The following is a 25,285-nucleotide window of genomic DNA, read 5'->3' on the forward strand; positions in this document are numbered from 1 at the left end:
GTGGACCATCAGGTCGGATGTGCTGCGCGGCAGTGGGCGGAGCATCCCCCGTGCAGCCGACAGCGCGTTAGCGAAACCACACAAGCTGGATATTCACGCGTGGGGATGAAAACGCGCTGGGCACGCCTCACACGGACCTATGCGCGCAAAGCGTTAGCCTCCGATGAGCCGTGCCGCTGGCGAATCACGCGCGATATACAAGTGCCCACCTAGTTTCAGATTTATGTCAGGTGCCAACACTTCCCACGCGACGGCGTTGCATGTCGCGTCCTTTGACACTTCCGGATCGGAATGGCTCGCCTCGCGCGTGCGGCGCCAGATCAGCGAGACGCCCGACCTGCCCAGGCCGGGTGGCGGCGAAACGCTGGAGCGTTGGCGTGCGCTTGCCGGGTTCGGCGCCGAGAGCCTGCCGCTGGTCAAGGTGCTGGAAGCGCACTACGACGCGTTGGCGATCCTCGCCGAGGCCGGCGAACCGCGCCCACCTGCGGACACCCTCTGGGCGGTCTGGGCCGCCGGCGGCCCGACCGAAACCGTCCGCTATGACGCGCACGCCGGCCGCGTCAGCGGGATCAAGCCCTGGTGCAGCGGCCCGCAGGGCTTGATCAGCCACGCACTGGTGACCGTCGTCCACGACGATCGCCGCCCATTGGCTGCCATCACCTTGGCACCGGGCACGTTCCGCCTCGATGCCAGTCAGTGGTCGGGCCCGGGCATGGTCGGCGTTCCCACCGGTGAGGGACACTTCTCGGCAGCTGCCGCCCGCCTGGTAAGTACGCCGGAGTTCTATCTGGAGCGGCCCGGCTTCTGGCACGGCGGTGCGGGCATCGCGGCGTGCTGGTTCGGCGCGGCGACCGCGATCGCCGAGCGCGTGCGCCGCTCGCCTGGCGTGTCGAAGAATCCGTTCTGCGCCGCCCACCTCGGCGCGATCGATGCGCAGCTGACCGCCGCGCAGCTGATGCTCCGCCAGCTCGCGCGCGACATCGACCGCCAGCCACAGGACAGCCACCGGTATGCGGTCACCCGGGTGCGCTGCTTCGTGGACCGGGTCTGCCGCGATGTCATGGAGCGCGCGGCGCTGGCGCTGGGACCGGCCTCGCTGTGCACCGATGCCGAGCACGCCCAGCGCTGCGCGGATCTGCAGGCCTTCATCCGCCAATGTCACGGACAGCGCGACGAGCAGTGGCTCGGGGAGGCGTTGCACCAGGCGGAGGGCGCATGGACGCTCTGAGCACGGTGCAGATCGCGGGGCAGGGGCTCAGCGAACGACAGTGGGCGAGCTCACCCGCACTGGCAGCGCTCGCATCCATCACGCCTGAAGAACTCTTCCAGGGCGCCGAGCGTCTTGTCGTGGTCGCACCGCATCCGGACGACGAAGTCCTGGGTTGTGGCGGCGCCATGGCCCTGGCCCGCAGCAGTGGCATGGAGGTCCTGGTGGTCTCGGTGACCGATGGCGAGGCGGCCTATCCGAGCGAGCCGGCGTGGCGCCCCGAGCGCCTGTCGCAGGTGCGTCAGCGCGAGCTGGTCGAAGCCCTGGGCAGGCTGGATGTCGCGCCGGCCAGCGTCGTCCGGATGAACGTCGGCGACGGCAGGATCGGCGCCAGCGTGTCGCAGGTCGCCGACCGGCTCGCCGATCTGCTTTCGCCCAGGGACCTGGTGCTGGTCACCTACGCGCACGACGGCCACCCGGACCACGAGGCCTGCGCGCAGGCCGCGGTCCAGGCGTGCGCTGCGCGCGACGCGCGACTCGTGCAGTACCCGGTCTGGGCCTGGCACTGGGACGGCCCGGCGCCCAGTGTCTTCCTGCGTCATGCCGTGCGGATGCCGCTTCCTGCCAACGTCCTGCAGGCCAAGTGCCACGCCATCGAAGCCTTCGCATCGCAGATCGGCGCGGTCAGCCCGCCGGTCGCGGATCCCATTCTGCCAGACTGGGCCTTGGCCCGGTTCCAGCGCCCCTTCGAGGTCTTCATCCCATGAGTGCCCAGGCACGCGCGCACTATTTCGACACCCTCTATCAGCATCTGGATCCGTTCGGCTACCGGACCCGCTGGTACGAGGCCCGCAAGCGCGAGATCCTGATGGCCACGCTGCCGCGGGCCCGCTTCGCGCGTGGCTGGGAGCTGGGCTGCTCCAACGGCGAGACGACCCACTGCCTGGCGCAGCGTTGCGAACAGCTGCTGGCCACCGACATGGCGGCCGAGGCGGTCGAGCAGGCCAGGCAGCGCGTCGCCGATTGCGCCAACGTGGAGGTCATCCAGGCCTGCCATCCGCGCGATTGCCCGCGCGGCAGCTTCGATCTCATCGTCGTGAGCGAGGTCGGCTACTACCTGCAGCCGGAAGAGCTGAAGGATCTGGTCGAACAGACCCAGGACGCGCTCACCCCCGATGGCCTGCTGGTGGCCTGTCACTGGCGGCACCCGTTCGAGGAAGCCTGCCAGGACGGGACCGAGGTGCATCGCTGCATCGGCCAGCTGCTGTCCCTGCCGCTGGCCTATCGCTACGAGGACAGCGACTTTCTGCTCGAGGCCTGGGCGGGCCGGCCGCTTTCAGTGGCTCAGCAGGAAGGATTGCGGTGATCGCGGTCCTGATCCCCGCGCATGACGAGGCCGAGGTGATCGGCCGTTGCCTGGCGTCGGTCCGCCATGCGGCGAACCACCCGGAGCTCGACGAAGCGGTCATCGTGGTCGTGGCATCGGATCGGTGCACGGACGCGACGGCCGACATCGCGGCGTCCTTCGGCGCCTGCGTGATTCAGGTGCCCATGCCCGGCGGCGTCGGGCTGGCGCGCGCCACGGCCGCCGAACGCGCCATCGCGCTGGGCGCGGACTGGCTGGCCATCACCGATGCGGACTCCGAGGTGCCGAGCGACTGGCTGTTCCAGCAGCGCGCCCTGCAGACAGACGCCTTCTGCGGCGTGGTCGAAGTCAGCGACTGGCAGGATTACGCGCCAGGAACCGCCTGCGCCTTCGAGGCCTCCGAGCCGGTGGGCGTGGATCATGGCCGCATCCATGGCGCCAACATGGGTGTGAGCGTCGCCAGCTATCTGCGCTGCGGCGGATTCTCCGACGCGACCAGCAGCGAGGACGTCGCCCTGGTCAAGGCCCTGCAGGCCTTCGGCACCCGCATCGCCTGGTCGCCGTACCCGGTCGTGCGCACCAGCGCCAGGCGCCAGGCCAAGGCGAGCGGCGGCTTCTCCCAGTTCCTGCAGCGGCTCGAGTTGTCCCTGATGCAGGCCCAGGCCAAGCCTTTGGCTCCCATGCACGGACAGCCTGTGCCCAACGCGACCGAGGCCGAAGGGTAGCGCCGCGCTGCCACCGATTCGATTTGGCTTCTTGCAGGTGCGTGATCGAGCTTGCAGTGCCATCGCGCCGAGAGAACTGACGAGGAGCGCGGAAAACTCGAGGCCTTACGTGGTGTAAGGCGAGCACTTCAGCCCGTGCCGCGCCAGCAGCGCATCGGCATGGGTCTGCCAGCCCGGCGGGCCGGCGACGTCGGCGATGACCAGACCGCCTTCGCCATCCGACGCGGCACGGATGCCACGGGCCAGCAGCTCGATGCCCGCGCCGTCGATCTCCAGCTCGGTCAGGGCCCTGATGACCCGCATGACCAGTGAATCGTGGGTGGGTCGCCCCTGGCTGCGAAACACGAAGGCCGTCATGCGTTGCTCCTGCAGGGATCCCCGAGGCCTGACGCCGCATCGTCCATCGCGCCAATCGCCGAGAAGGCGGCCTGGCAAGAGGCGAGCAGGGCAGCGGGAAAGATCGACCAGCGTGCGCGCCTTGCGTCGCACATCCTGAGACAGAGGGTCAATCAACAGGTTCAGTTGCGCCCTCGGACGCTAGCAAGCGCCTTAAGGCGGCTCCGTATGCTCATGTGCCGCGCGCGTACCGAGCGGGTGCGCTTGACTGGCATGGACGAGCGCGCCCATCTCGTCGAACTGGGCGCGTTTGATCGGGGCACGCACGCGCTTGGCGCCCCCGGCATAGCGGGGCAGGAGAGTCGGTGAGGTGCGCGCCGGCGCGAGGCCGCCCGGCGCTGTGAGCACGGCGCCAACGAGGAGTCGCACGGCAAAGCGCGTGAGCGACTCCTCGATGGGGCGCGTCGGTGCCTCAGTTGCGTCGCGCCGCGTAGCCGGGCGGCAGTTCGGACGGCGGACAGGCGATGACGCTTTCGTCGTGGGCGCCGCGGTTCTCGGTAAAGGTCAGCGTGGCGAACTCGTCCACCACCAGCTTCGGATAGGTCGGGCCGGCATCGCGGTAGGCGCGCATCTCGCCGAGATGTTCGTTCTGGAAGCACACGGTCTTTTCCGGCGCCTGCGCCACCCATTGCGGGAAGAAGATCACCCCGTGCAGCTTGCGCGCCTTGAGGTTGACCGAAACGCTGACGCAGGTGCCGGTGGGTTCGTCCCAGGAAATCTTGTAGACCTCGGGCGAGAGCCTGACGATGTGCGCGGCCTGGTCGCGCACCCAGCGCCCGCCGACCATGCCGCTATGGATGCGATAGTCCACGGTGCGCTCGTCCTTGACGTACAGCTCGTACTGCCAGCCGTTGTCGTAGGTGTAGATCATGTGGGTGCCGATGAAGTCGACGAGTTCTTCGGGCTTGGTGGATTCGAAGGGATCGGACATGGCGAATTCCTGAGGAGTTGAGAACACGCCATAGTCTGTGTTCGGATTATTCGACGTTCAAACGCTTATTTCGGCGCAGAAAGATCGATTAATCCGATAGGATCAGCGCCATGACCGCCATGCCTCGTTCGACGCTCGAGCAATGGGCCGTGCTGCGCGCGATCGTGCGCGAGGGCGGCTTCGCCGCGGCCGCCGTGGCGCTCAACCGCAGCCAGTCCTCGGTGAGCTACGCCGTGGCGCGCTTGCGCGAGGCCCTCGGCGTGGACTTGCTGACGCTGGAGGGACGCCGCGCCGTGCTCACGCCCGCGGGCGAGGCGTTGCTGGCCGAAGCCACCCCGCTGATCGACGCGCTTGAACAGGTCGAGCGTCGGGGCCGCGGCATCGCCGGCGGCGAGCCCGTGCGCGTGCGCCTGCTGGTGGATGTGCTGTTCCCGCGCGCGCGTCTGTTCGATGCCCTGGCCGCCTTCACCGCGCGCCATCCCGGCATCGACATCCATCTGGTGCAGACCGTCCGCCAGTGGCCGGATGAGGACCTGCTGGCGCGCCACGAAGTGGCCGTGCTGCCGGCGCCGGGCGACCAGATCGGGGACGCGACCATCGTCAGCGTCGAACTGCTCGCCGTCGCCGCGCCGGGCCATCCGCTCGCCAAGGCGCGCGCGCCGGGCAGGCAGCGGCTCAGGCATGTGCTGGCCGAAATCCGCGGCGCGCAGTTCGAGTCGGTGCGGCCGCCGAATCAGCGCGTCTGGCTGATGAACACCGTCGAAGGCGCAGCCGACGCCGTTCGACGCGGCCTGTGCTTCGGCTGGCTGCCAACCGACCTCATTCACGAGGATCTGGCCACCGGCGCGCTGGTGCCGCTGACCCTGGGCGCCGGCAGCCGGCGCGCCATTCCGCTCAATCTGTGGAAAGGAAGCAGCGAGGCCGCCGCCTCGCAGGCGGTTGCCGCACTGGCCGACCTGATCCGGAACGGACCTGCGGTCTGACGGCCGCGCGCGTCGCTTGTCGATCGATGCGCATGCGGCGCGCACCTCTTGGCTGAGGCCAGACATGAAAAAACCGCCTCATGGGCGGCTTGATCAAGACCACTTGCAAATGGTCGGGGAGACAGGATTCGAACCTGCGACCTCTACGTCCCGAACGTAGCGCTCTACCAGACTGAGCTACACCCCGAAGGAGCCGCGCATTCTAGGCAAAGGCGGGCGGGTCGGCAAGAGGGGAAGTGCACCGATCTGCATCGATGGGGGTTTCGCGCGTGGCGGGCGCTGCCGCGAGCCGCGCCGGCGCATAGAATATGCGGCCCCACGTTCCGCCGGAGTCACCCGCTTGATCAAGCCGCGCACGCCGCCTGGCGTCATGGAGCTGCTGCCCCGTGACCAGATCGCCTTCCAGCGCATGCTGGACACGATCCGCCGCAACTACGAGCGCTTCGGCTTCCTGCCGGTGGAGACGCCGGTGTTCGAGCTGTCCGAGGTGCTGCTGACCAAATCCGGCGGCGAGACCGAGCGGCAGGTGTATTTCGCCCAGTCCACCGGCGCGCTGGCCCAGGCCAACGAGGGCCTGCCCGAGCTGGCGCTGCGCTTCGACCTGACGGTGCCGCTGGCGCGCTACGTGGCCGAGCACGAGCACGAGCTGGCCTTCCCGTTCCGGCGCTACCAGATGCAGCGCGTGTATCGCGGCGAGCGCGCCCAGCGCGGCCGGTTCCGCGAGTTCTACCAGTGCGACATCGACGTGATCGGCAAGGACGAGCTGAGCATCCGCTTCGATGCCGAGGTGCTGGCGGTGATCCACGCGGTCTTCTCCGAGCTGCAGATCGGCGCGTTCACCGTGCAGCTCAACAACCGCAAGCTGATGCGCGGCTTCTTCGAGAACCTGGGCGTGGCCGACGGCCAGGCGCAGATGCTGGTCCTGCGCGAGGTCGACAAGCTGGACAAGCGCGGCGCCGACTACGTGCGCGAGACGCTGACCGGCGAAGGCTTCGGCCTGTCGGGTGAGGTGGTCGAACAGATCCTGGCCTTCGTCGCCGTGCGCTCCACCGGCCACGACGATGCGCTGGCGCAGCTGGACCGCCTGGGGCAGGGCAGCGCGGTGTTCAACGAAGGCATCGCCGAGCTGCGCGAGGTGCTGACCCTGGTCAAGGCGCTGGGCGTGCCGGAAAGCGCGTACTGCCTGAACTTCTCCATCGCCCGCGGCCTGGACTACTACACCGGCACGGTCTACGAGACCCAGCTGGACGCCTATCCGCAGATCGGCTCGATCTGCTCGGGCGGACGCTACGAGAACCTGGCCAGCCACTACAGCAAGTCCAAGCTGCCGGGCGTGGGCATCTCGATCGGACTGACACGCCTGTTCTGGCAGCTGCGCGAGGCCGGGCTGATCCAGGAAGCCGACGTCAGCAGCGTGCAGGCCCTGGTGGCGCTGATGGACGAGGCGCAGCTGCCCGATTCGCTGGACATCGCCCAGCGCCTGCGCGCCGGCGGCATCAACACCGAAGTGCAGATGGAGCCGAAGAAGCTTGGCAAGCAGTTCCAGTACGCCTCGCGCGCCGGCATCCGCTTCGTCGCCCTGGCCGGCGAGGACGAACTGGCCCGCGGCGTGGTCACTGTGAAGGACCTGGTGCGCGAGCTGCAGTTCGAGGTCCCGCGCGAGGAGCTGGCCACTACGCTGCGCGTGGAACTGGCGCAGGTGAGCGCGCTGGCGGGGCGCTGATCGCGCACTGCGGTGGGCCAGGCCGGCGCTGGTTGCGGGCATCGGCTGAAGCTGGAACAAGAAAAGGGCGCCGTCGGCGCCCTTTTCCTTTAGCGAAGCGGTCGCGCTCGGTGGGACCAACGGTCTCTCAGATCAAGCCGCAGCCTCCTTGTAGAGCGGAGCTTGCTCCGCTGGGGCTTTCCTACGAACTGAACGAAACGCAGCGGAGCAAGCTCCGCTCTACAGGTAGGAGCCGCCCTTGTGGCCTTCTCGGCCAATGGCGGCGACAGGGCTCTACCGAAGAAGTGTCAGCATCAGGATGAGGCCTCGCCGGGAAAGCCTCATCGCCGCCATGGCGGCTCCCAAAGGCGCATCGGGCGCGATCAGTTCTTCGCCGCCGTCGGCGGCATCAGCCCATGGCGGCGCAGCATCTCGATCAGCGCGAGGCGTCTGTCGGGGACATTCCGGAACGCACCACTGGCTTGGTCCACGACCTTGCCGTCCCGGACGATGGCATAGGTCGGCATGCGCCAGGCGGGCAAGAGCGTCCAGTCGCTGCGCTGGGTGATGAGGTACATCGGTGTGCCGGGGAACCTCGCATTCCAGGCCTTCCAGGCGTCGAGGTCTTCCACGCCCGGCGGCTGGCCGAGCCAATGCGCATGCCTGGCGAAGACCGGGCCCAGCTCGGGATCGGCCGCGATGTCCTGCGCCGCATCCACGGAGAAGTGGCAGCCGGCGAGGACCAGGATCTGCGTCTGGGCCAGGTCGGCGGATTCGGCGTCCATGCGGGTCGCATCGGCGGACAGGCGCCACCAACGTGGGCCGGTGGGCAGGGCATCGGCGGGCGTGCCGATGGCGGGGATCGAGGCCAAGGGGATGGCGGGATGCTGCGTGGCCAGCGCGCGTGCATCGTCGAGCTTCCCTGAGGTCAGCAAGGCGCGCTGCGCATCCTGAATCAACGAACCGCGTTCCATCCCGCGCTGCTCGAGCAGGACCAGCAGCGCGAGCAGATCCTGGGTCACCGACTGATCGCTGCCGCTCCCGGCGGCGTTGGCCGCGGCGCGGGCGAGCAGCAGGAGGTCTGGATCGGTCAGCTTGTCGGCCTGCTCGACCAGCGTCTTGGGAAACAGTTGGCGATAAAGGGCGTCCATGTGCCGCGCACGCGTCAACGCATCGCCTTCCGCAACAGCGCCGGTCATCTCGATGTACTGCGTGTAGCGCCGATCGATGTCGCTCAGGGTTTTGCGATCCCCGCGCCACGCGGGCGGGACGGGATCGGTCTTGAGCGTCGTGGCGATCGGGTCGTCGCCCAGGCCGAGAAGGGTGAGCACCGCCTGGGCCTGCGCCTGATCCAGCTCCCAGGTCAGGTCCTCGAACGGCAGGGACACGACGCCGCGTTCCCCGTACCCCAGTCCCGCCAGGAAGCGTTGCCGGCCGCCGGCGCTGAACGCGTCCAGCGGGCTGGGTTTGCCTCGGTTGGCCCTGAGCCAGGCATCGAGCTTGGCGCGGCTGTCCAGAGGCGGCCGCACGTCCGCCGGTGCCTCGGGCGCAGCCGCGACGCTGGGCTCGGGCATGTGGGCGGATGCCCCGAGACTGCACAGGACGCCGGCCACCAGCGCGGCGGCAAGGGCGGCGGAGCGAAGGACGGGCATGGCGGACTCCTTGTCGCGAATCGGCCGGGTGGGCCGGGTTCCCGGACCAGATCCTAGCGCGGCCGGGGAGGGGGTTCATCGTACGGCCGGGCGGCGGGTTGTCCTGATCCGTGCGAATGTGCTAATGTGATAGCGCGTTAATACATTGAGACATCCATGAAGCGCCGCACCGAGACCGACGAGAAGACCACCAGCCTGGCCCAGCAGTCGCTGGCGCGCGCGCTGGCGGGTCTGACCAAGCCGGAGGAAGTGCGCGCGTTCCTGGTCGATCTGTGCACGCCCGCCGAGCTGGAAGCCATGGCCGATCGTTGGCGCGTGGTGCCGCTGCTGCTCAAGGGCGTGCCCTACCGCGAGATCCACGAGCTGACCGAGGTCAGCGTCACTACCATCGGGCGCGTGGCGCGCACGCTGGAAACCGGCACCGGCGGCTATGCCGCCGCCCTGCGCCGCCAGCAGTCGCGCACCACCGCCTCTCACTGAAGTTCTCTGCCATGCCTCCCATCGTTGCCAACGCGACGCGCGACCGTCTGCGCATCGCCATCCAGAAATCCGGCCGCCTGGCCGACCCGGCACGCAGCCTGCTGGCCGCCTGCGGCCTGAGCTGGCGCGAGAGCCGCGACAAGCTGTTCTGCTACGGCGAATCCCTGCCCGTGGACCTGCTGCTGGTGCGCGATGACGACATCCCCGGCCTGATCGCCGATGGGGTGTGCGACTACGGCATCGTCGGCCGCAACGAGCTGGACGAGCAGGCCAATGCGCGCCTGGAGATCGGCCTGTCGCCCGCGTATCGCGAGGTGCGTCCGCTGGGCTTCGGCGGCTGCCGGCTGATGCTGGCCATCCCGGAGAGCTGGGAATGGCAGGGCGCCCAGCAGCTGCAGGGCCTGCGCATCGCCACCAGCTATCCGGCGATCCTGCGCCAGTGGCTGTCCGCGCGCGGCGTGGAGGCCGCGGTGGTCGAGCTGTCCGGCTCGGTCGAGATCGCGCCCAAGCTCGATACCGCCGACCTGATCTGCGACCTGGTCTCCAGCGGCGCGACGCTGAAGGCCAACCAGCTCAAGCCGGTGGAGACCCTGCTGGAAAGCGAGGCCGTGCTGGCCGGGCCGGTGCGCGGCTTCAACGATGCGCGCGCCGACCTGTCGGCGATGCTGCTGCGGCGCATTGACGGCGTGCTCAAGCTCAAGGACAGCAAGCTGCTGATGTTCCGCGCCGCGCCCGACACCGTGCCCGCGCTGAGCCGCCTGCTGGCCGATGCCGAGCCGCTGGTGCAGCTGCCCGGCGAACACGCCGAGGGCATTTCGCTGCAGACCATGTGCCACACGGCCATCAGCTGGCAGCAGCTGGAGGAACTCGAACGCGCCGGCGCGCGCGGCCTGATGGTGCTGTCGGTGGAGCGCTCGCTGGCATGAACGCGAATCTCCGCCCCGAATCCCCCAACGCACAGCGCATCGTCTGGAACGCGCTGGATGCCCAGGCCCAGGCGCAGACCCTGGAGCGCCCGGCGCAGACCGTGGCCGAGCAGACCCGCCGCACCGTCGCCGCGCTGATCGACGAGGTGCGCAGCGGTGGCCTGGAAGCGCTGCGCGCGATCACCCAGCGCTTCGACGGCGCCGCGCCGGCTTCCTTCGAGGTCGGCGAGGACCAATTCGCCGCTGCCGAAGCCACCATCGACCCAACGCTGAAGCAGGCCATGGTCGAAGCCGCCGCGCGCATCACCGCCTTCCACAAGGCCGGCATGGCCCAGCCGTATGCGGTGGAGACCGCGCCGGGCGTGGTCTGCGAACGCGTGATCCGCCCGATCGGCCGGGTCGGCCTGTATGTGCCGGCCGGCAGCGCGCCGCTGCCCTCGACCGCGCTGATGCTCGGCGTGCCTGCCCAGCTTGCCGGCTGCCGCGAGGTGGTGCTGTGCACGCCGCCGCGCAAGGACGGCACCGCCGATCCGGCCGTGCTGGTCGCCGCGCGCCTGACCGGCGTAAGCCGGGTGTTCGTGCTCGGCGGCGCCCAGGCCATCGCCGCGATGGCCTATGGCGCGGGCCCGGTGCCGGCCTGCGACAAGCTGTTCGGCCCGGGCAACAGCTACGTCACCGAGGCCAAGCAGCAGGTCGCGCAGAGCGGTGCGGCCGCCATCGACATGCCGGCCGGCCCGTCGGAGGTGCTGGTGATCGCCGATGCAGGCGCCAATGCCGACTTCGTCGCCGCCGACCTGCTGTCGCAGGCCGAGCACGGCCCGGATTCGCAGGTGCTGCTGCTGTCCGACGACGCCGGTCTGCTGGATCGCGTCGAGGCCGCGCTGGCCACGCAGCTGGCCGCGCTGCCGCGGGCGGACATCGCGCGTCGCGCGCTGTCGGCCTCGCGCCTGGTCCAGGTGCGGACGTTGGAGGAGGCCTTCGCCATCAGCAACCGCTACGCGCCCGAGCACCTGATCCTGGCCCTGCGCGAACCGCGCGTGTGGCTGCCCAGGGTCGAGGCGGCCGGTTCGGTCTTCCTGGGCGACTACACGCCCGAGGCGCTGGGCGACTACTGCAGCGGCACCAACCACGTGCTGCCCACCAGCGGCGCGGCGCGCGCCTATAGCGGCGTGTCGGTCGCCAGCTTCCAGAACTTCGTCAGCGTGCAGTCGGCCAGCGCCGCGGGCATCCTGGCGATCGGGCCCTCCGCGGTGACCCTGGCCGAGGCCGAGAGCCTGGAGGCCCACGCCAACGCCGTGCGCCTGCGCCTGGCGGAGGCGGCCCGATGAGCGCGCCCGATCCGATGCCCCGCGAACCGCTCGACCTGGTCCGCCCGGACCTGCGCGGATTCGGCGGCTACAAGTCCGCCCGCACCGAAGCCCTGCGCGGCGATGTCTGGCTCAACGCCAACGAGAGCGCATGGAGCAATCCGGCCGACGCCAGCGCGACCTCGCGCCGCTATCCCGATCCGCAGCCGGCCGCGCTGAAGGCCGCGCTGTCCGGCCTGTACGGCTGTGCGCCGGAGGAACTGCTGATCGGCCGCGGCAGCGACGAGGCCATCGATCTGCTGGTGCGCACGCTGTGCGTGGCCGGGCGCGATGCGGTGGTCGTCACCCCGCCGGTGTTCGGCATGTACGCGGTCAGCGCGCGCCTGCAGGATGCGCGGCTGATCGAGGCGCCGCTGGTCGACGGGCCGGACGGCTTCGCGCCGGATTTCGACGCGATCGCGCAGGCGGTGCTGGAGCAGGGCGCCAAGCTCGTGTTCCTGTGCTCGCCGGCCAACCCGACCGGCGCGTCGATCCCGCTGGCCCAGATCGAGGCGCTGCTGCAGCGCCTGCAGGGCCGCGCGCTGGTGGTGGTCGATGAGGCTTACGGCGAGTTCTCGGAAGTGCCCTCGGCGCTGACCCTGCGCGCGCGCTATCCGGAAGTGGCCGTGCTGCGCACGCTGTCCAAGGCCCACGCCCTGGCCGCCGCGCGCGTGGGCGTGGTGATCGCCGATGCGCGCCTGGTGGCCGTGCTGCGCGCCTGCCAGGCGCCGTATCCGGTGCCCACGCCGTGCGCGGAGCTGGCCGTGGCCGGGCTGTCGCCGTCCGCCCTGGCGGCCACGCGCGCGCGCATCGCCACGGTGATCGAGGAGCGCGCGCGGCTGGCCGCGGCGCTGTCGGTCCTGCCCGGCGTGCGCCGCGTGTACGCCTCCGACGCCAACTTCCTCCTGGTGCGCTTCGACGATGCGCAAGGCGCGTTCGGCGCGCTGCTGGCCGCCGGCATCGTGGTGCGCGACCAGCGCGCCGCGCCGCAGCTGGGCGATGCGCTGCGCATCACCATCGGCGCGCCCGAGCAGAACGCCCGCGTCCTGGCCGCGCTCAATGCGCAGGCGGTGGCCACATGAGCCAGAAGATCCTCTTCGTCGACCGCGACGGCACCCTGATCGAGGAGCCGGCCGACTTCCAGATCGACGCCTACGAGAAGCTGCGCTTCGTCAAGGGCGTGATCCCGGCGCTGCTGAAGCTGCGCGATGCCGGCTTCCAGTTCGTTATCGTCACCAACCAGGACGGGCTGGGCAGCGAAGCCTATCCGCGCGAACGTTTCGACGGCCCCAACGATCTGATGCTGCAGATCTTCGAAAGCCAGGGCATCACCTTCCGCGAGGTGCTGGTGGACTGCAGCTGGCCGGCCGACAACGCGCCCACGCGCAAGCCCGGCCTGGGCCTGGTGATGCACTACCTGCGCGATCGCGGCACCGACCTGGACGGCTCGGCCATGGTCGGCGATCGCGAGACCGACATCCGCTTCGCCGAGAACCTGGGCATCCGCGGCTTCCAGCTCAAGACCGCGCAGTTCGGCGGGGAGTGGGACTGGGCCGGCATCGCCCATGCCCTGGCCGACAAGCCGCGCACGGCGCGTGTGCGGCGCAAGACCAAGGAGACCGACATCCTGGTCGAGCTCGACCTGGACAAGGTGGCCGAGCCGAAGATCCACACCGGCCTGCCGTTCTTCGACCACATGCTCGAGCAGATCGGCAAGCACGGCGGCTTCGCGCTGCAGATCCAGACCACCGGCGATCTGCACATCGACGAGCACCACACCATCGAGGACACCGCGCTGGCGCTGGGCGAGGCCCTGAAGCAGGCGCTGGGCGACAAGCGCGGCATCGGCCGCTACGGCTTCACCCTGCCGATGGACGAATGCCTGGTCAGCGCGGCGCTGGACTTCTCCGGGCGGCCGTATCTGGTCTTCGACGGTGCGTTCAAGCGCGAGCGCGTGGGCGACATGCCGACCGAGCTGGTGCCGCATTTCTTCCGCTCGCTGTGCGATGCGGCCGGGCTCAACCTCAACCTGCAGGTGCGCGGCGACAACGACCACCACCAGGTCGAGGGCTGCTTCAAGGCGTTGGCGCGCGCGCTGCGCCAGGCGATCCGGCGCGAAGGCTCCGAGCTGCCCTCGACCAAGGGGGCGCTGTGACCATGCTGGCCCTGATCGATGCCGGCGGCGCCAACATCGGCTCGGTGCGCTATGCACTGGGCCGGCTGGGCGTGGAGGCGCAGCTGACCACCGATGCGCAGGTGATCCGCAGCGCGCAGCGCGTGATCCTGCCCGGCGTCGGTGCGGCGGCGCAGGTGATGGCGCGGCTGCGCGGACTGGACCTGATCGACACCTTGCGCTCGCTGGAGGCGCCGCTGCTGGGCGTGTGCGTGGGCATGCAGGTGCTGTTCGAACATTCCGAAGAGGACGACACCCCGTGCCTGGGCCTGCTGGCCGGCCGCGTCGGCAAGCTGCCCGTGGCCGACGGCATCCGCGTGCCGCACATGGGCTGGAACACGCTCACCCCGACGCGCGCGGCCTCGCTGACCGCGGGCATCGGTGCGCAGGACCAGGCCTATTTCGTGCACAGCTACGCCGCGCCGGTCGGCGAGGACTGCCTGAGCACGACCACGCACGGCCAGGCCTTCGCGGCGGTGGTGCAGCGCGGCCGCGTGGCCGGCGCACAGTTCCATCCCGAGCGCTCGGCCGCCACCGGCGCGCGCCTGCTGCATAACTTCATCGAATACGGCCTGGCCTGATGCCTGCGCCCGCACCTTGGCTCATGACCTCCGACTCTTCCTTCAAGCTCTATCCCGCCATCGACGTGCGCGGCGGGCGCGTGGTGCGCCTGGCCCAGGGCGACTACGACCGCGAAACGACCTACGGCGACGACCCCTTGGCCGCCGCGAGAGGCTACGCCGACCAGGGCGCGCGCTGGCTGCATCTGGTCGATCTGGATGCGGCGCGCGCCGGCGGCTACACCCTGGCGCCGCTGCTGCGGGCGCTGCGCCAGACCACTGGCCTGCAGGTGCAGACCGGCGGCGGCGTGCGCGGGCGCAGCGATGTGCTCGCACTGCTGGAGGCGGGTGCGACACGCGTGGTGATTGGCTCGCTGGCGGTGCGCGCACCGCTGGAGGTGCTGAGCTGGCTGGCCGAGTTCGGCCCCGAGCGCATCACCGTGGCGCTGGACGCGCGTCAGGACGCGGCGGGCGTGTGGCAGCTGCCGATCCACGGCTGGACCGAGGGCTCGGGCGTGGCCCTGGACGAACTCGCCGTGCGCTATGCCGACGCCGGCCTGCAGCAGCTGCTGTGCACCGACATCGCCCGCGACGGCATGCTGAGCGGCCCCAACTTCGCCCTCTACCGGCACCTGGTCGCGCTGCTGCCCGGCGTGCAGGTGCAGGCCTCCGGCGGCGTGCATGCGGTCGGCGACGTGCGCGAGGCCAAGCTCGCCGGCTGCGGCGGCATCGTGCTGGGCCGCGCGCTGCTGGAAGGCCGCTTCACGCTGGAACAGGCCTTTGCGGAGGCCGCCTCATGCTGAGCCGGCGCATCGTGCCCTGCCTGGACGTGCGCGGCGGACGCGTGGTCAAGGGCGTGAAATTCCGCGACCACATCGACATGGGCGACATCGCCGAACTGGCGCTGCGCTATCGCGACGCCGGTGCCGACGAACTGGTGTTCTACGACATCGGCGCCAGCCCGGAAGGCCGCTCGGTCGATTACGGCTGGGTGGAGAAGGTCTCGCGCCTGCTCGACATTCCGTTCTGCGTGGCCGGCGGCATCCGCAGCGTGGAGACCGCGCGCGCGGTGCTGCATGCCGGCGCTGACAAGGTCTCGATCAACACCCCGGCGCTGGAGCGGCCGGCGCTGATCGGCGAGCTGGCCACGGCCTTCGGCGTGCAGTGCGTGGTGGTGGGCATCGATTCGGTGCGCGAGGCGGACGGGCAGTGGCGGGTGCGCAGCTACACGGGCGACCCGAGCAAGACGCGCGCCGAGGGCCTGCGCACGCTGGACTGGATCGTGCAGGCCCAGGAGCTGGGCGCCGGCGAGATCGTGCTCAACTGCATGGACAGCGACGGCGTGCGCCGCGGCTACGACATCGAACAGCTCAAGGCCGCCCGCGCGCTGTGCCATGTGCCGCTGGTCGCCTCGGGCGGCGCCGGCGCGCCGGAGCACTTCGTGAGCGCCTTCCAGGACGCCGATGTGGACGCGGCGCTGGCCGCCAGCGTGTTCCACAGCGGCGCCATCGCCATCCCCGACCTCAAGCGCACGCTGGCCGATGCCGGCATCGCCGTGCGCCCGGCCGCGTGAGCGGCCTTCCAATGGATTCCGAACCGATGGGTACGACCGACACACTGGACTGGGCCAAGGGCGAGGGCCTGCTGCCCGCCGTGGTGCAGGACGCCGACACGCTGCGCGTGCTGATGCTGGGCTACATGAATGCGGAAGCCCTGCGGGTCACGCGCGAGTGCGGCCACGTCACCTTCTTCAGCCGCAGCAAGCAGCGCCTGTGGACCAAGGGCGAGACCTCCGGGCACTTCCTGGACCTGGTCGACATCCAGGCCGACTGCGACAACGACACGCTGCTGGTGCTGGCGCGCCCGCACGGGCACACCTGCCACCTGCAGCGGCCCAGCTGCTTTGCCGAGGCGCCGGCCTTGGTGGGCGTGGGAGCCGCCATGGCGGCGAAAGAGCCTTTCCGGGAAAGCCCCATCGCCGCCGTTGGCCAAGAGGCCACAAGGGCGGTTCCCACCGATGGCGTCGAGTTCCTGGGGGAGCTCGATGCGCTGATCGCCCAGCGGCATGCACAGCGCCCGGCAGGCAGCTATACCACGCGCCTGTTCGAGGGCGGCACCCGCCGCATCGCGCAGAAGGTGGGCGAGGAGGGCGTGGAAACCGCGCTGGCCGGCGTCGCCCAGGGCGATGCCGAGCTGCTCGGCGAAAGCGCCGATCTGCTCTATCACCTCACCGTCCTGTTGCGGGCCCGCGGCCTGTCGCTGGCCGACGCGGTCGCGGTGTTGCGGCAGCGCCACGCCGGCTAGAAACCGGTTCCTCACGCGACGCGGCGCAGCAAGCTGCGTCTTCATCGCTGGTGCAACGCGCCGAGAAAACGTTGCCAGCACGGCGTTCGCTTGTCCGCGATCGGACAACGGCGCACGACATCGCCGCTTGTCCGCAACGGACACGGCAGGCGCCGACGCGACAACACGCGCCGATCAGCTCCGGGGCATAGCCGTCGCAATGCCTGCGAGGCGCGGAAGTCCTGCGGCGACGCGGTCGGCGTGACCGCTGTCCCGATGCGCGGCGGTAGCGGACCGATAAGTTGTTTCGACCTGGCTTCGCCCAATGCGTGCAGCGGCCAGCGCATGACGTGGCGATGCAATTCCATGGCCTGATTTCGACAAGCGAGCGTCACCCGCAGGCCAAATTTCCATCGATCAGCGCGCGCGAAGAAGCCATTGCGACCGCGGCCACAGAACCGAACATCATCCGTTGACAACGTTGTCTTCGGCAAAGCACGTTCGGTTTGCGGCACATGTCAAAAACGCCATATGCCGCAGTCGCAGCCGGCGCCTGCCGTCAGGGGGAGGCGGGCCAACAACGCCCAGGCGCGGTTTCGAGCAACCGCGCCATCCACTGGAGAGAGACATGATGTCCACCCGCAAATCGACGTTGTGGTCGTTGATCAGTGCAAGCGCCACCACCGGCATCCTCGGATCGCTGGCTTCGGCGGCCGTCGTTACCTTCGTTCCGATGCAGTCGGCGCAGGCTCAGACCGCATGCGCGGCGGCATGGAGCGCCTCGTCCGTCTATACCGGCGGCAATACCGCCAGCAAGAGCGGCATCAACTACGTGGCCAACTGGTGGACCCAAGGCGACGACCCGACCACCCATAACGGCGGCGCCGGGTCGGGCCAGCCCTGGACCTCGCAAGGCGCCTGTTCGTCCACCGGCGGTGGCGGCGGTGGTGGAAGCGGCGGCGGGGGAGGTGGTGGCGGTGGTGGCGGTGGTGGCGGTGGTGGCGGTGGTGGGGGCGGTGGCGGGACGCCGACCAACCCGACCTATCCCAGCTTCGTGTTCAGTCCCTACAAGGACGTCACGATCAACCTCAACTGGAACACCAACGTGATGCAGTCCAAGGTTACCGGCACCGCCTTGCCGGTGGCGGGCGCGGGCAGCCTGATCTCCACGCAGGTGCCGAACCTGCAGGCGGTGACGCTGGCCTTCGCGACCGGCACCTGCGGCAGCGAGACCTGGGGCGGCGTGTCGGCCGATGCCTTCAAGAACGCCAATATTCCGGTGCTCAACAATGCTGGCGTGAACTACATCGTCTCCACCGGCGGCGCCTCGGGCACCTTCACCTGCGGCAGCGCGACGGGCCTGGCCAACTTCATCGCCCGCTACTACACCCCGCACATGATCGGCGTGGACTTCGACATCGAAGGCGGCCAGACCCAGGCCCAGACCGACGCGCTGGTGGCCGCGGCCAAGGTGGTCGAGAGCCAGTATCCCGGCATCCGCTTCTCCTTCACCCTGGCCACGCTGGCCGCGTCCGACGGCAGCTACGGCGGCGTCAACGCGCTCGGCAACCAGGTGATCCAGGCGGTGCTGGCCTCCGGCCTGCAGCACTACACGATCAACCTGATGGTGATGGACTTCGGTCGCGCCCAGGCGTCCAACTGCGTGCTCAAGAGCGGCGGGCTGTGCGACATGGGGGCCTCGACCATCAAGGCCGTGGAGAACCTGCGCCACACCTACGGCATCGCGCCGCAGCACATCGAGGTGACCCCGATGCTGGGTCGCAACGATACGGCCGACGAGATCTTCACCCTGGCCGACGTCGACACCGTGGCGCTGTATGCCGCGCAGAACGGCCTGGCCGGCGTCCACCACTGGTCGCTGGATCGCGATACGCCGTGCGCGGCGCCGTCGGACTACGCCTCGCCGATCTGCAACTCCTACACCGGCCCGGGCGTGCTGGCCTACACCAAGCGCTTCCTGACCGATCTGGGGTTCTGAGTGGGGTTGGCTGCCAGGGAAGGCGGTCCTTTTGTTTTAGTCGCTCGGTGGGGTGGGAACATCTGTTTCCCCGACTCTAGCGGCTGCCCGTCTGTAGAGCGGAGCTTGTGGCAATCCCCTTTGGGGACTCCGCTGCTCTTCGTTCGGTTCGTGGGGAAGGCCCCAGCGGAGCAAGCTCCGCTCTACAGGGGGGAGCCGCCATGGCGGCGATGGGGCTTTATTGGTAGGGCCCATCGCCGCCATGGCGGCTCCCACAGGGAGCAAGTGTTGCTTCAAGCCATCAATCGACCACCAGATCGTCCAGGCGCAGCCTGGCGATCTTCTCGATCTGCGTCAGGCAGGTGGCGATCTCCGCCTCGGTCGGCTGCTCCACGCGCTCGCGCAGCGCGGCGATGATGCTGGCGCGCGTGTGGCCGCGCACGGCCAGGATGAAGGGAAAGCCGTGTCGTTCGCGATAGCGGCGGTTGAGCTCCACCAGTTCGGCGTACTCGGCGGGCGTGCACTGATCCAGGCCGGCGCCGCGCTGCTCGCTGGCCGAATGCGCGGTCAGTTCGCCGGCGATGGCGGCCTTGCCGGCCAGCTCGGGATGGGCGCGGATCAGGCCGAGCTGCGCCTCGACGCCGGCTTCGCGCACCACCTGGCACATGGCCGCGTGCAGCGCCTCGCGCGAGGGGTAGGGCCGCGTCGCCGCAGCGCCGGCCGGCACCCAGGGCGAGTGTTCGAAGATGCCCGCCAGCGCGCCGATGAAGGCATCGCGCGGCAGGGCGTTGAGTTCTGCCAGGGCGATCATGCGGCCACCACGAACGGATGCCGCTGCTGCCAGTGGCGCGCGATGTCGATGCGCCGGCACACCCACACCTTGTCGTGCCGGGCGATGTGGTCCAGGAAGCGCTGCAGCGCGATCAAGCGGCCCGGCCGCCCCAGCAGCCGGCAGTGCATGCCCACAGAGAGCATCTTCGGCGCGTCCTCGCCCTCGGCGTAGAGTACGTCGAAGCTGTCGCGCAGGTAGTCGAAGAACTGGGTGGCGGTGTTGAAGCCCTGCGGGGTGGCGAAGCGCATGTCGTTGGCGTCCAGCGTGTAGGGCACCACCAGATGCGGCTTGCGCGCGCCGTCGGCGGTCTCGACCTGGGTCCAGAACGGCAGCTCGTCGCCGTAGTAGTCCGCGTCGTAGGCGAAGCCACCGTGCTCGACCACCAGACGCCGCGTGTTGGGGCTGTCGCGCCCGGTGTACCAGCCCAGCGGCGCACTGCCGGTCAGGCGCGTGTGCAGCTCGACCGCGCGCTGCAGGTGTTCGCGCTCGGTGGCCGGGTCCATGTCCTGGTAGTGGATCCAGCGCCAGCCGTGGCTGGCCACTTCATGGCCCAGCTCGACGAAGGCCGCGGTGGCCTCGGGGTGGCGCGCCATCGCCATGGCCACGCCGAACACCGTCAGCGGCAGGCCGCGCCGTTCGAACTCGCGCAGGATCCGCCACACGCCCACACGCGAGCCGTACTCATAGATCGACTCCATGCTCATGTGCCGCGCCGGATACGAGGCCGCGCCGACGATCTCGCTGAGGAACTGCTCCGAGCCGGCGTCGCCGTGCAGGACGTTGTTCTCGCCGCCTTCCTCGTAATTGAGCACGAACTGCACCGCGATCCGCGCACCGCCCGGCCAGTCGGCATGCGGCGCATCGCGGCCGTAACCGATCAGGTCGCGGGGGTAGTCGGAGCTGGTATCGGACATCGCGGCACTCGTGGAGCGTTGGAAGCCTTGCACTTTAGGAACAAGGCCGCGATGGCACAACGCATGGGTGCCGCTACGGCTCTGGTCCTTCCAGATCACCGTGACGCAGCGCGATGCGGATGGCCTGCGCGGTGGTGCTGGCCCCCAGTCGCTTGCGGATGCGGCGCAGGTGGTGCTCGACCGTGCGCGCCGACAGGCCCAGCGTCGCGGCGATGTCGGCCTGGCGACGGCCGGCGGCGGTCCAGGACAGGATCTCGCGCTCGCGGGCGCTGAGCGAACCGGGCGCGGCGGCTTCGGGGGCTTCCAGCAAGCGACGCGCGATGCGGAACGCGGCGGTGCCGACCATCGCCAGCGACAGTCTGGCTTGCGCCGAGGCGTCGATGCGTGCGCCGCCCAGGCTAAGCGCGCCTTCCAGTCCGAGCGGCCCGAAGACCGGGATCTGCAGCCCGTGCACCCCAGGTCCGCGTGGCACGCGCACCACGCGGTAGCGCTCTCCGGTGGGCGCCTGGGTCTTGGTCCAGAAGAACGGCATGCTCGCCCGCACCACGTGCCGCGTCACCGGGCAGTGGCGCACATAGGTCTCCGCATCGACCTGCGTGCCCGTGCCGAACCAGTCGCCATGGATCCAGTAGATCCGCTCGAGCAGGTCTTCCTGCGCCATCGACGCGGCGAACACCACGACCCGGTCGTAGCCCAGCGTCGCGGCGAAGCGGCCGAATTCCTTTCGCAGCGCAGGCAGCGCGGTGCTGGCCTCCATCGCCAGCGTCGCATCGAACGCCGCCTGCGCCGCGCCCTCGCTCATCGCCGTGCCACGTCGTCCAGCAGCGTGCGCGCCGCGAGCTTGCCAAGCTCGTTGGCGGCCAGCGGGCTGTCGCCGGTCAGCACGCGCCGGTCGCGATGGACCATGCCCGACATGTCGGCGTTGACGATCTTGACGCCGGCCTGGGTCAGGCGTTCGCCCAGCAGCCAGGGCATCGGGCCAGGCAGATAGCCGATCTCGACGTTGGCGCCGGCATCCAGACTGTCCGGGAACACGCACATCTCATAGCCGCGGAACGGGAAATCGGCCGCCTCCTTGCCCAGGCCCGCGGCCAGCAGCCCGGCCGGACCGTGACACAGGCTGATGACGTAGCGCTCGTTGGCCATCGCCCACTCCAGCACCTTGCCGACCTCCTTGCTGAAGGGCAGCCCGTTGAGCGCGCCATGGCCGCCGGGGATGAACACGCCCAGATAGTGGCCGCCCTCCAGATCGTCGACCAGGTCGGAGAGCTTCTTCGGCGTCCTGAAGCGCTGCAGATACTTGGCATAGGTCGCCTTGACCGCCTCGTCCTGATGCGGGAACGCCCAGTGCTCCAGCTTCACCAGATCGCCGGAGATCGTGGCGACCTCGATTTCGAAGCCGGCCCTGTCCAGGTGCAGCATCGGCAGCAGCGTCTCGACCGGATGGTTGCCGGTGGAGAAGAACTTGCCGTTGCCCATCAGCAGATAGCGCTCCTGGGTGGCGATCATCAACACCTTCCACTTGCCGCCGGTGTAGGCGTCGGGATAGTCGGCGCCGTCGAAATCGGTCTTCGGCGAGGTGTATTGCGAGAGCGAGTAGGGCGAGGGGAAGAAGGCGTCGTGCTCGGCCGCGTCGGGCGCGGGCGCGCGGTCGTTCTGCTCGGTCATGGCGTGCTCCAGGTTCGGTCGAATCGATGGAGTGTCAGGCTAGGACCGTGACAGGGGCGCGGCAATGCGGGTTTTCCCCTAACGTCGCGTCGAGCGCACGCGCGCGTCTCAGCGATCCAGACGGCGCACGTAGAAACGCGAGTCCACCGCCATCAGCGGGAACCGCGGCGGCAGGGCCTCGCGCGCGATCGGTGCGAAGCCATGCTTCTCGTAGAAGCGGTGCGCGGCGAGGAAGCGGTCGGTGGTGCCCAGGTAGATCGCGCGCAGCCCGCGGGCCTGCGCATGCGCCAGCAGCGTGGCCAGCAGGCGCGGCGCCACGCCATGCGCGTGGCCGCGATGCGTGGCCGCCACGAACATCTTGCGTAGCGCGGCCTCGCCCTCGCCGATGTCGCGCAGGCCGATGCAGCCCACGATCCGGCCCGCGTCCTCGGCGACCCAGAAGCCGCCTTGGCACTGGCCGTAGAAGCCTTCCACATCGATCAGGTCCGGCTGCGCGGCCAGGTCGATGTCCAGGCCGAACTCGCCGCGCTGGATGCCGACGATCAGCGCGCCCACCGCATCGCGGTCGGCCGGCTGCCAGGGGCGGATCGCAGGGGTGGACATCAGGCGTGCGGCGGCTCGGGCGACAGCGGTTCGGAGGATCGCGCGCCGCCCAGGCCGTTGAACCACAGATTCAGCGCCACGCAGGCCAGCGTGGCCAGGGCGATGCCACTGTGCAGCAGCGGCGCCAGCGCCTTGGGCAACTGGTCGAACACCGCCGGCGCGGCCACCGGCGCCATCGCCAGGCCCACGCCCACCGCGACGATCAGCAGGTTGTGCCGGCGCCCCTGGAAGTCCACCAGCCCCAGCACGCGGATGCCGTTGGCGGTGACCATGCCGAACATCACCAGCCCCGCGCCGCCCAGCACGGCCGGCGGCACCGAGGCCACCAGCACCGCGAGCTTGGGCACCAGCCCCAGCACGATCAGGATCGCCCCGGCCAGCACGCACACCCAGCGGCTGCGCACGCCGGTCAGCGCCACCAGGCCGATGTTCTGCGAGTACGAGGTATCGGGGAAGGCGTTGAACACCCCGCCCAGCAGCGTGGCCAGCCCGTCCACGCGCAGCCCGCGCACCAGCGCCGGGCGATCCACCGGGCGCTGCACGATGTCGCCCAGCGCCAGGAACATGCCGGTGGACTCGACGAACACGATGAACAACACCACGCACATGGTCACGCAGGACCACAGCTCGAACTTGGGCGCGCCGAAGTGGAACGGGACCACCGGCGCCAGCCACGCCGCCTCGCGCAGGCCGCTCACATCCACGCGCCCGGCCAGGGCAGCGATGACCATGCCGCCGGCCAGCCCCAGCAGCACGCCGATATTGGCGATAAAGCCGCGCCCATGCCGCAGCAGCGCCAGCACGCCCAGCAGCACCACCGCGGCCAGGCCCAGATTGATCGGCGCGCCGTAGTCGGCCGCGCCCACGCCGCCGGCGGCCCAGTTCACCGCCACCCCGACCAGGGTCAGCCCGATCACGGTGATGACCGTGCCGGTGACCACCGGCGGGAACAGCCGCAGCAGCCGCCCGATCAGCGGCGCGGCCAGGATGCCGACCATCCCGGCGACCAGGTTGGCGCCGAACACATAGGGCAGGCCCAGCGCCGGATTGCCGCCGATGGCGATCATCGGCCCCACGCTGGCGAAGGTGGCCGCCATCACCACCGGCAGGCGGATGCCGAAGCCGCCGAGCCCCAGCGACTGCACCAGCGTCGCCAGCCCGCAGCAGAACAGGTCCGCACTCACCAGGAAGGCCGTGTCCTCGCGCGACAGATGCAGCGCCCCGGCCACGATCAGCGGCACCGCTACCGCCCCGGCATACATCACCAGCACATGCTGGATCGCCAGCAGCCACAGCGGCCCTGCCGGCGGCACGGCATCGATCGGCGAAGGCGAGGGCAGGGCGCGGGACATCGGCAGGCTCGATGGGGGCGAGCGCTGAACTTAGCCTGCAGGTGGTGCGGCGCACAATCCGCTTCCAGGCGTCAGTGGGTCCGTACTGCAGCGATGGAATTGGAAGGCAAGACGCCCAGAAGACGCGCGAAGACACGACCCGGCCGCCCCTCAGCTCCGCATCGCCAACTCGTCGTTCAGCGCGTCTTCTTCGGTGACGCGGCGGCGCTCGGCGGCATGCCCAGCCGCGCCGGCAATCCCTGCACCGCGCTCACCACGCGCGCCAGCACCAGCTGGGCGGCGCGGCTGGGCTGGCGGCGGGGGGCGGTGCAGACGGCCAGCTGCAGGGGGCGGGCCTGCCAGCCGTGCAGGGGGACGAAGGCCAGAGTGCCGCGTTCCAGGTCGGCGGCCACGTCGATCAGGCTCAGTACGCCCACGCCGCCGCCGTCGCGGATCAGCGAGCGGATCAGGCGGGTGTCGTTGCAGGTGGTGACCCGGCGCGGGTCCACGCCGTGGCGCACGTAAAGGCTGCGGGTGCGTTCCTCGATCACCAGCGGCGCGGCGGGCACCAGCAGGCGTTCGTCCAGCAGCCGGCTCATCGCCAGGCTCTTTTCATCGGCCAGGGCGTGGCCGGGCGGCAGCACGGCGCCGACGGGGATGTCGATGGCGGTGCGCACCTCTAGGTTGCCGTGTTCGACCGGGTCCAGCAGCACGCCGAAGTCCACTTCCGCCGCGGCCACCAGTTCGCTGGCCACGCGGTTGCCCATCACGCGCAGGTCGAAGGAGAAGCCGGGGTACTCGCGGGTCAGTTCGGCCAGCAGCTGGGGCACGAAGCCTTCGCTCAGCGCGTCGATCAGCGCGATGCTGACGTGGCCGCGGCGCAGGCCGCGCAGGTCGCCGACGCGCTCGAGGGTGCGGGTGTGCTCCTTGCGCCAGCGCTTGAGATCGCCCAGCAGCAGCTCGCCGGCGGCGGTGAGCTTCATGCCGGTGGGCAGGCGTTCGAACAGCTCGGTCTCCAGCTGCTGCTCGGCGCCCTGGATCTGGCGGTGGATGGCCGAAGGCGAGACGTGCAGCACCTCGGCGGCCTTGCGCAGGTTGCCCTGGGCGGCGACCTCGATGAAGTAGCTGGCGAAGCGGGAGAAGGGCAGCACCGGGCGCACCTGTTCTGTTTTTTGCAACGCATGATTGAAAAATCTTGGATGGACTGCAACACGTGCGCCGCCGCAAGG

The 25,285-nt window shown here is 69.9% G+C and carries 25 protein-coding genes, 1 tRNA gene and 1 pseudogene; 16 read left to right on the forward strand and 11 right to left on the reverse strand.

The window, feature by feature from the left end; all coding sequences use genetic code 11:
• Nucleotides 1-223: 223 nt before the first annotated feature.
• Genes WFQ05_RS01495 through WFQ05_RS01510 form a run of 4 tightly spaced genes read left to right on the forward strand, consistent with a single transcriptional unit; the run spans nt 224 to nt 3,298 of the window.
• Entirely contained in the window at nt 224-1,228 is a 1,005-nt protein-coding gene (locus WFQ05_RS01495) for an acyl-CoA dehydrogenase family protein (RefSeq protein WP_337052328.1), read from the forward strand.
• A complete protein-coding gene (locus WFQ05_RS01500; protein ID WP_337052329.1) occupies nt 1,216-1,974 on the forward strand; it encodes a PIG-L family deacetylase in 759 nt (252 codons plus the stop codon). The genes WFQ05_RS01495 and WFQ05_RS01500 overlap by 13 nt, the downstream gene beginning before the upstream one ends.
• Nucleotides 1,971-2,573: a class I SAM-dependent methyltransferase gene (locus WFQ05_RS01505; RefSeq protein WP_130519665.1), complete on the forward strand. Its 603-nt coding sequence runs from the start codon at nt 1,971-1,973 to the stop codon at nt 2,571-2,573. The genes WFQ05_RS01500 and WFQ05_RS01505 overlap by 4 nt, the downstream gene beginning before the upstream one ends.
• The gene (locus WFQ05_RS01510; RefSeq protein WP_337052330.1) at nt 2,570-3,298 is read left to right on the forward strand and encodes a glycosyltransferase; all 729 of its coding nucleotides are present in this window, start codon (nt 2,570-2,572) and stop codon (nt 3,296-3,298) included. The genes WFQ05_RS01505 and WFQ05_RS01510 overlap by 4 nt, the downstream gene beginning before the upstream one ends.
• 105 nt (nt 3,299-3,403) lie before the next feature.
• Here WFQ05_RS01510 and WFQ05_RS01515 read toward each other — a convergent pair whose 3' ends face one another.
• Nucleotides 3,404-3,655 (reverse strand): hypothetical protein, encoded by a 252-nt coding sequence (locus tag WFQ05_RS01515; protein WP_337052331.1) that lies wholly within the window; start codon nt 3,653-3,655, stop codon nt 3,404-3,406.
• Between the two features lie 451 nt (nt 3,656-4,106).
• Nucleotides 4,107-4,625: a phenolic acid decarboxylase gene (locus WFQ05_RS01520; protein ID WP_337052332.1), complete on the reverse strand. Its 519-nt coding sequence runs from the start codon at nt 4,623-4,625 to the stop codon at nt 4,107-4,109.
• 110 nt (nt 4,626-4,735) lie between these two features.
• Between WFQ05_RS01520 and WFQ05_RS01525 the strand changes: the two genes are divergently transcribed.
• Nucleotides 4,736-5,608, forward strand: coding sequence for a LysR family transcriptional regulator (locus tag WFQ05_RS01525; protein ID WP_337052333.1), 873 nt, complete (start codon nt 4,736-4,738; stop codon nt 5,606-5,608).
• A 110-nt stretch (nt 5,609-5,718) separates the two neighbouring features.
• Here WFQ05_RS01525 and WFQ05_RS01530 read toward each other — a convergent pair.
• A tRNA-Pro gene (locus tag WFQ05_RS01530) sits at nt 5,719-5,795 on the reverse strand.
• A gap of 153 nt (nt 5,796-5,948) precedes the next feature.
• On the opposite strand from WFQ05_RS01530, the gene hisS reads away from it, so the two are divergent.
• A complete protein-coding gene (gene hisS, locus WFQ05_RS01535; RefSeq protein WP_130536161.1) occupies nt 5,949-7,331 on the forward strand; it encodes a histidine--tRNA ligase in 1,383 nt (460 codons plus the stop codon).
• A 362-nt stretch (nt 7,332-7,693) separates the two neighbouring features.
• Here the strand turns inward: hisS and WFQ05_RS01540 are convergent, their stop codons facing one another.
• Nucleotides 7,694-8,962 carry a hypothetical protein gene (locus WFQ05_RS01540; protein WP_337052334.1) on the reverse strand — a complete coding sequence of 423 codons (1,269 nt, stop codon included), beginning with the start codon at nt 8,960-8,962 and terminating at the stop codon, nt 7,694-7,696.
• 156 nt (nt 8,963-9,118) lie between these two features.
• On the opposite strand from WFQ05_RS01540, the gene WFQ05_RS01545 reads away from it, so the two are divergent.
• The 10 genes and pseudogenes from WFQ05_RS01545 (at nt 9,119) to WFQ05_RS01590 (ending at nt 18,729) form a co-directional block, all read left to right on the forward strand.
• Nucleotides 9,119-9,442 carry a YerC/YecD family TrpR-related protein gene (locus WFQ05_RS01545; RefSeq protein ID WP_130519675.1) on the forward strand — a complete coding sequence of 108 codons (324 nt, stop codon included), beginning with the start codon at nt 9,119-9,121 and terminating at the stop codon, nt 9,440-9,442.
• An 11-nt stretch (nt 9,443-9,453) separates the two neighbouring features.
• Nucleotides 9,454-10,368: an ATP phosphoribosyltransferase gene (gene hisG, locus WFQ05_RS01550; protein WP_337052335.1), complete on the forward strand. Its 915-nt coding sequence runs from the start codon at nt 9,454-9,456 to the stop codon at nt 10,366-10,368.
• The gene (gene hisD / locus WFQ05_RS01555) at nt 10,365-11,696 is read left to right on the forward strand and encodes a histidinol dehydrogenase (RefSeq protein ID WP_337052337.1); all 1,332 of its coding nucleotides are present in this window, start codon (nt 10,365-10,367) and stop codon (nt 11,694-11,696) included. The genes hisG and hisD overlap by 4 nt, the downstream gene beginning before the upstream one ends.
• Nucleotides 11,693-12,796, forward strand: coding sequence for a histidinol-phosphate transaminase (gene hisC / locus WFQ05_RS01560; RefSeq protein ID WP_337052338.1), 1,104 nt, complete (start codon nt 11,693-11,695; stop codon nt 12,794-12,796). The genes hisD and hisC overlap by 4 nt, the downstream gene beginning before the upstream one ends.
• The gene (gene hisB, locus WFQ05_RS01565) at nt 12,793-13,869 is read left to right on the forward strand and encodes a bifunctional histidinol-phosphatase/imidazoleglycerol-phosphate dehydratase HisB (protein WP_337052339.1); all 1,077 of its coding nucleotides are present in this window, start codon (nt 12,793-12,795) and stop codon (nt 13,867-13,869) included. The genes hisC and hisB overlap by 4 nt, the downstream gene beginning before the upstream one ends.
• Nucleotides 13,866-14,468, forward strand: coding sequence for an imidazole glycerol phosphate synthase subunit HisH (gene hisH / locus WFQ05_RS01570; protein WP_337052340.1), 603 nt, complete (start codon nt 13,866-13,868; stop codon nt 14,466-14,468). The genes hisB and hisH overlap by 4 nt, the downstream gene beginning before the upstream one ends.
• 23 nt (nt 14,469-14,491) lie before the next feature.
• Nucleotides 14,492-15,250: a 1-(5-phosphoribosyl)-5-[(5-phosphoribosylamino)methylideneamino]imidazole-4-carboxamide isomerase gene (hisA, locus tag WFQ05_RS01575; RefSeq protein ID WP_337052341.1), complete on the forward strand. Its 759-nt coding sequence runs from the start codon at nt 14,492-14,494 to the stop codon at nt 15,248-15,250.
• Nucleotides 15,244-16,020 (forward strand): imidazole glycerol phosphate synthase subunit HisF, encoded by a 777-nt coding sequence (gene hisF, locus WFQ05_RS01580; protein WP_337052343.1) that lies wholly within the window; start codon nt 15,244-15,246, stop codon nt 16,018-16,020. Before hisA ends, hisF begins: the two co-directional genes overlap by 7 nt.
• Before the next feature lie 41 nt (nt 16,021-16,061).
• Nucleotides 16,062-16,751 (forward strand): annotated as a pseudogene (gene hisIE, locus WFQ05_RS01585) (bifunctional phosphoribosyl-AMP cyclohydrolase/phosphoribosyl-ATP diphosphatase HisIE); the annotation flags it as partial.
• Nucleotides 16,752-17,361: 610 nt separating this feature from the next.
• On the forward strand, nt 17,362-18,729 hold the full coding sequence (locus WFQ05_RS01590; RefSeq protein ID WP_337052344.1) for a carbohydrate-binding protein: 1,368 nt from the start codon (nt 17,362-17,364) through the stop codon (nt 18,727-18,729).
• 280 nt (nt 18,730-19,009) lie between these two features.
• On the opposite strand, the gene uraD is transcribed toward WFQ05_RS01590, so the two are convergent.
• The 7 genes from uraD to WFQ05_RS01625 all read right to left on the reverse strand — a co-directional run bounded on the left by uraD (nt 19,010) and on the right by WFQ05_RS01625 (nt 25,207).
• Nucleotides 19,010-19,519: a 2-oxo-4-hydroxy-4-carboxy-5-ureidoimidazoline decarboxylase gene (uraD, locus tag WFQ05_RS01595; RefSeq protein WP_337052345.1), complete on the reverse strand. Its 510-nt coding sequence runs from the start codon at nt 19,517-19,519 to the stop codon at nt 19,010-19,012.
• Nucleotides 19,516-20,454, reverse strand: coding sequence for an allantoinase PuuE (gene puuE, locus WFQ05_RS01600; RefSeq protein WP_337052346.1), 939 nt, complete (start codon nt 20,452-20,454; stop codon nt 19,516-19,518). The genes uraD and puuE overlap by 4 nt, the downstream gene beginning before the upstream one ends.
• Nucleotides 20,455-20,527: 73 nt before the next feature.
• Nucleotides 20,528-21,256 carry a PA1136 family autoinducer-binding transcriptional regulator gene (locus WFQ05_RS01605; protein ID WP_337052347.1) on the reverse strand — a complete coding sequence of 243 codons (729 nt, stop codon included), beginning with the start codon at nt 21,254-21,256 and terminating at the stop codon, nt 20,528-20,530.
• Nucleotides 21,253-22,122 carry a glyoxalase III HchA gene (hchA, locus tag WFQ05_RS01610; protein ID WP_337052348.1) on the reverse strand — a complete coding sequence of 290 codons (870 nt, stop codon included), beginning with the start codon at nt 22,120-22,122 and terminating at the stop codon, nt 21,253-21,255. The genes WFQ05_RS01605 and hchA overlap by 4 nt, the downstream gene beginning before the upstream one ends.
• Nucleotides 22,123-22,230: 108 nt before the next feature.
• Nucleotides 22,231-22,725 (reverse strand): GNAT family N-acetyltransferase, encoded by a 495-nt coding sequence (locus WFQ05_RS01615; RefSeq protein WP_337052349.1) that lies wholly within the window; start codon nt 22,723-22,725, stop codon nt 22,231-22,233.
• Nucleotides 22,725-24,077 (reverse strand): nucleobase:cation symporter-2 family protein, encoded by a 1,353-nt coding sequence (locus tag WFQ05_RS01620; protein ID WP_337052350.1) that lies wholly within the window; start codon nt 24,075-24,077, stop codon nt 22,725-22,727. The genes WFQ05_RS01615 and WFQ05_RS01620 overlap by 1 nt, the downstream gene beginning before the upstream one ends.
• A 176-nt stretch (nt 24,078-24,253) precedes the next feature.
• Nucleotides 24,254-25,207 (reverse strand): LysR family transcriptional regulator, encoded by a 954-nt coding sequence (locus WFQ05_RS01625; protein ID WP_337052351.1) that lies wholly within the window; start codon nt 25,205-25,207, stop codon nt 24,254-24,256.
• Nucleotides 25,208-25,285 lie beyond the last annotated feature (78 nt).

Source organism: Pseudoxanthomonas sp. USHLN014, from assembly GCF_037153335.1.
GTDB lineage: Bacteria > Pseudomonadota > Gammaproteobacteria > Xanthomonadales > Xanthomonadaceae > Pseudoxanthomonas_A > Pseudoxanthomonas_A winnipegensis.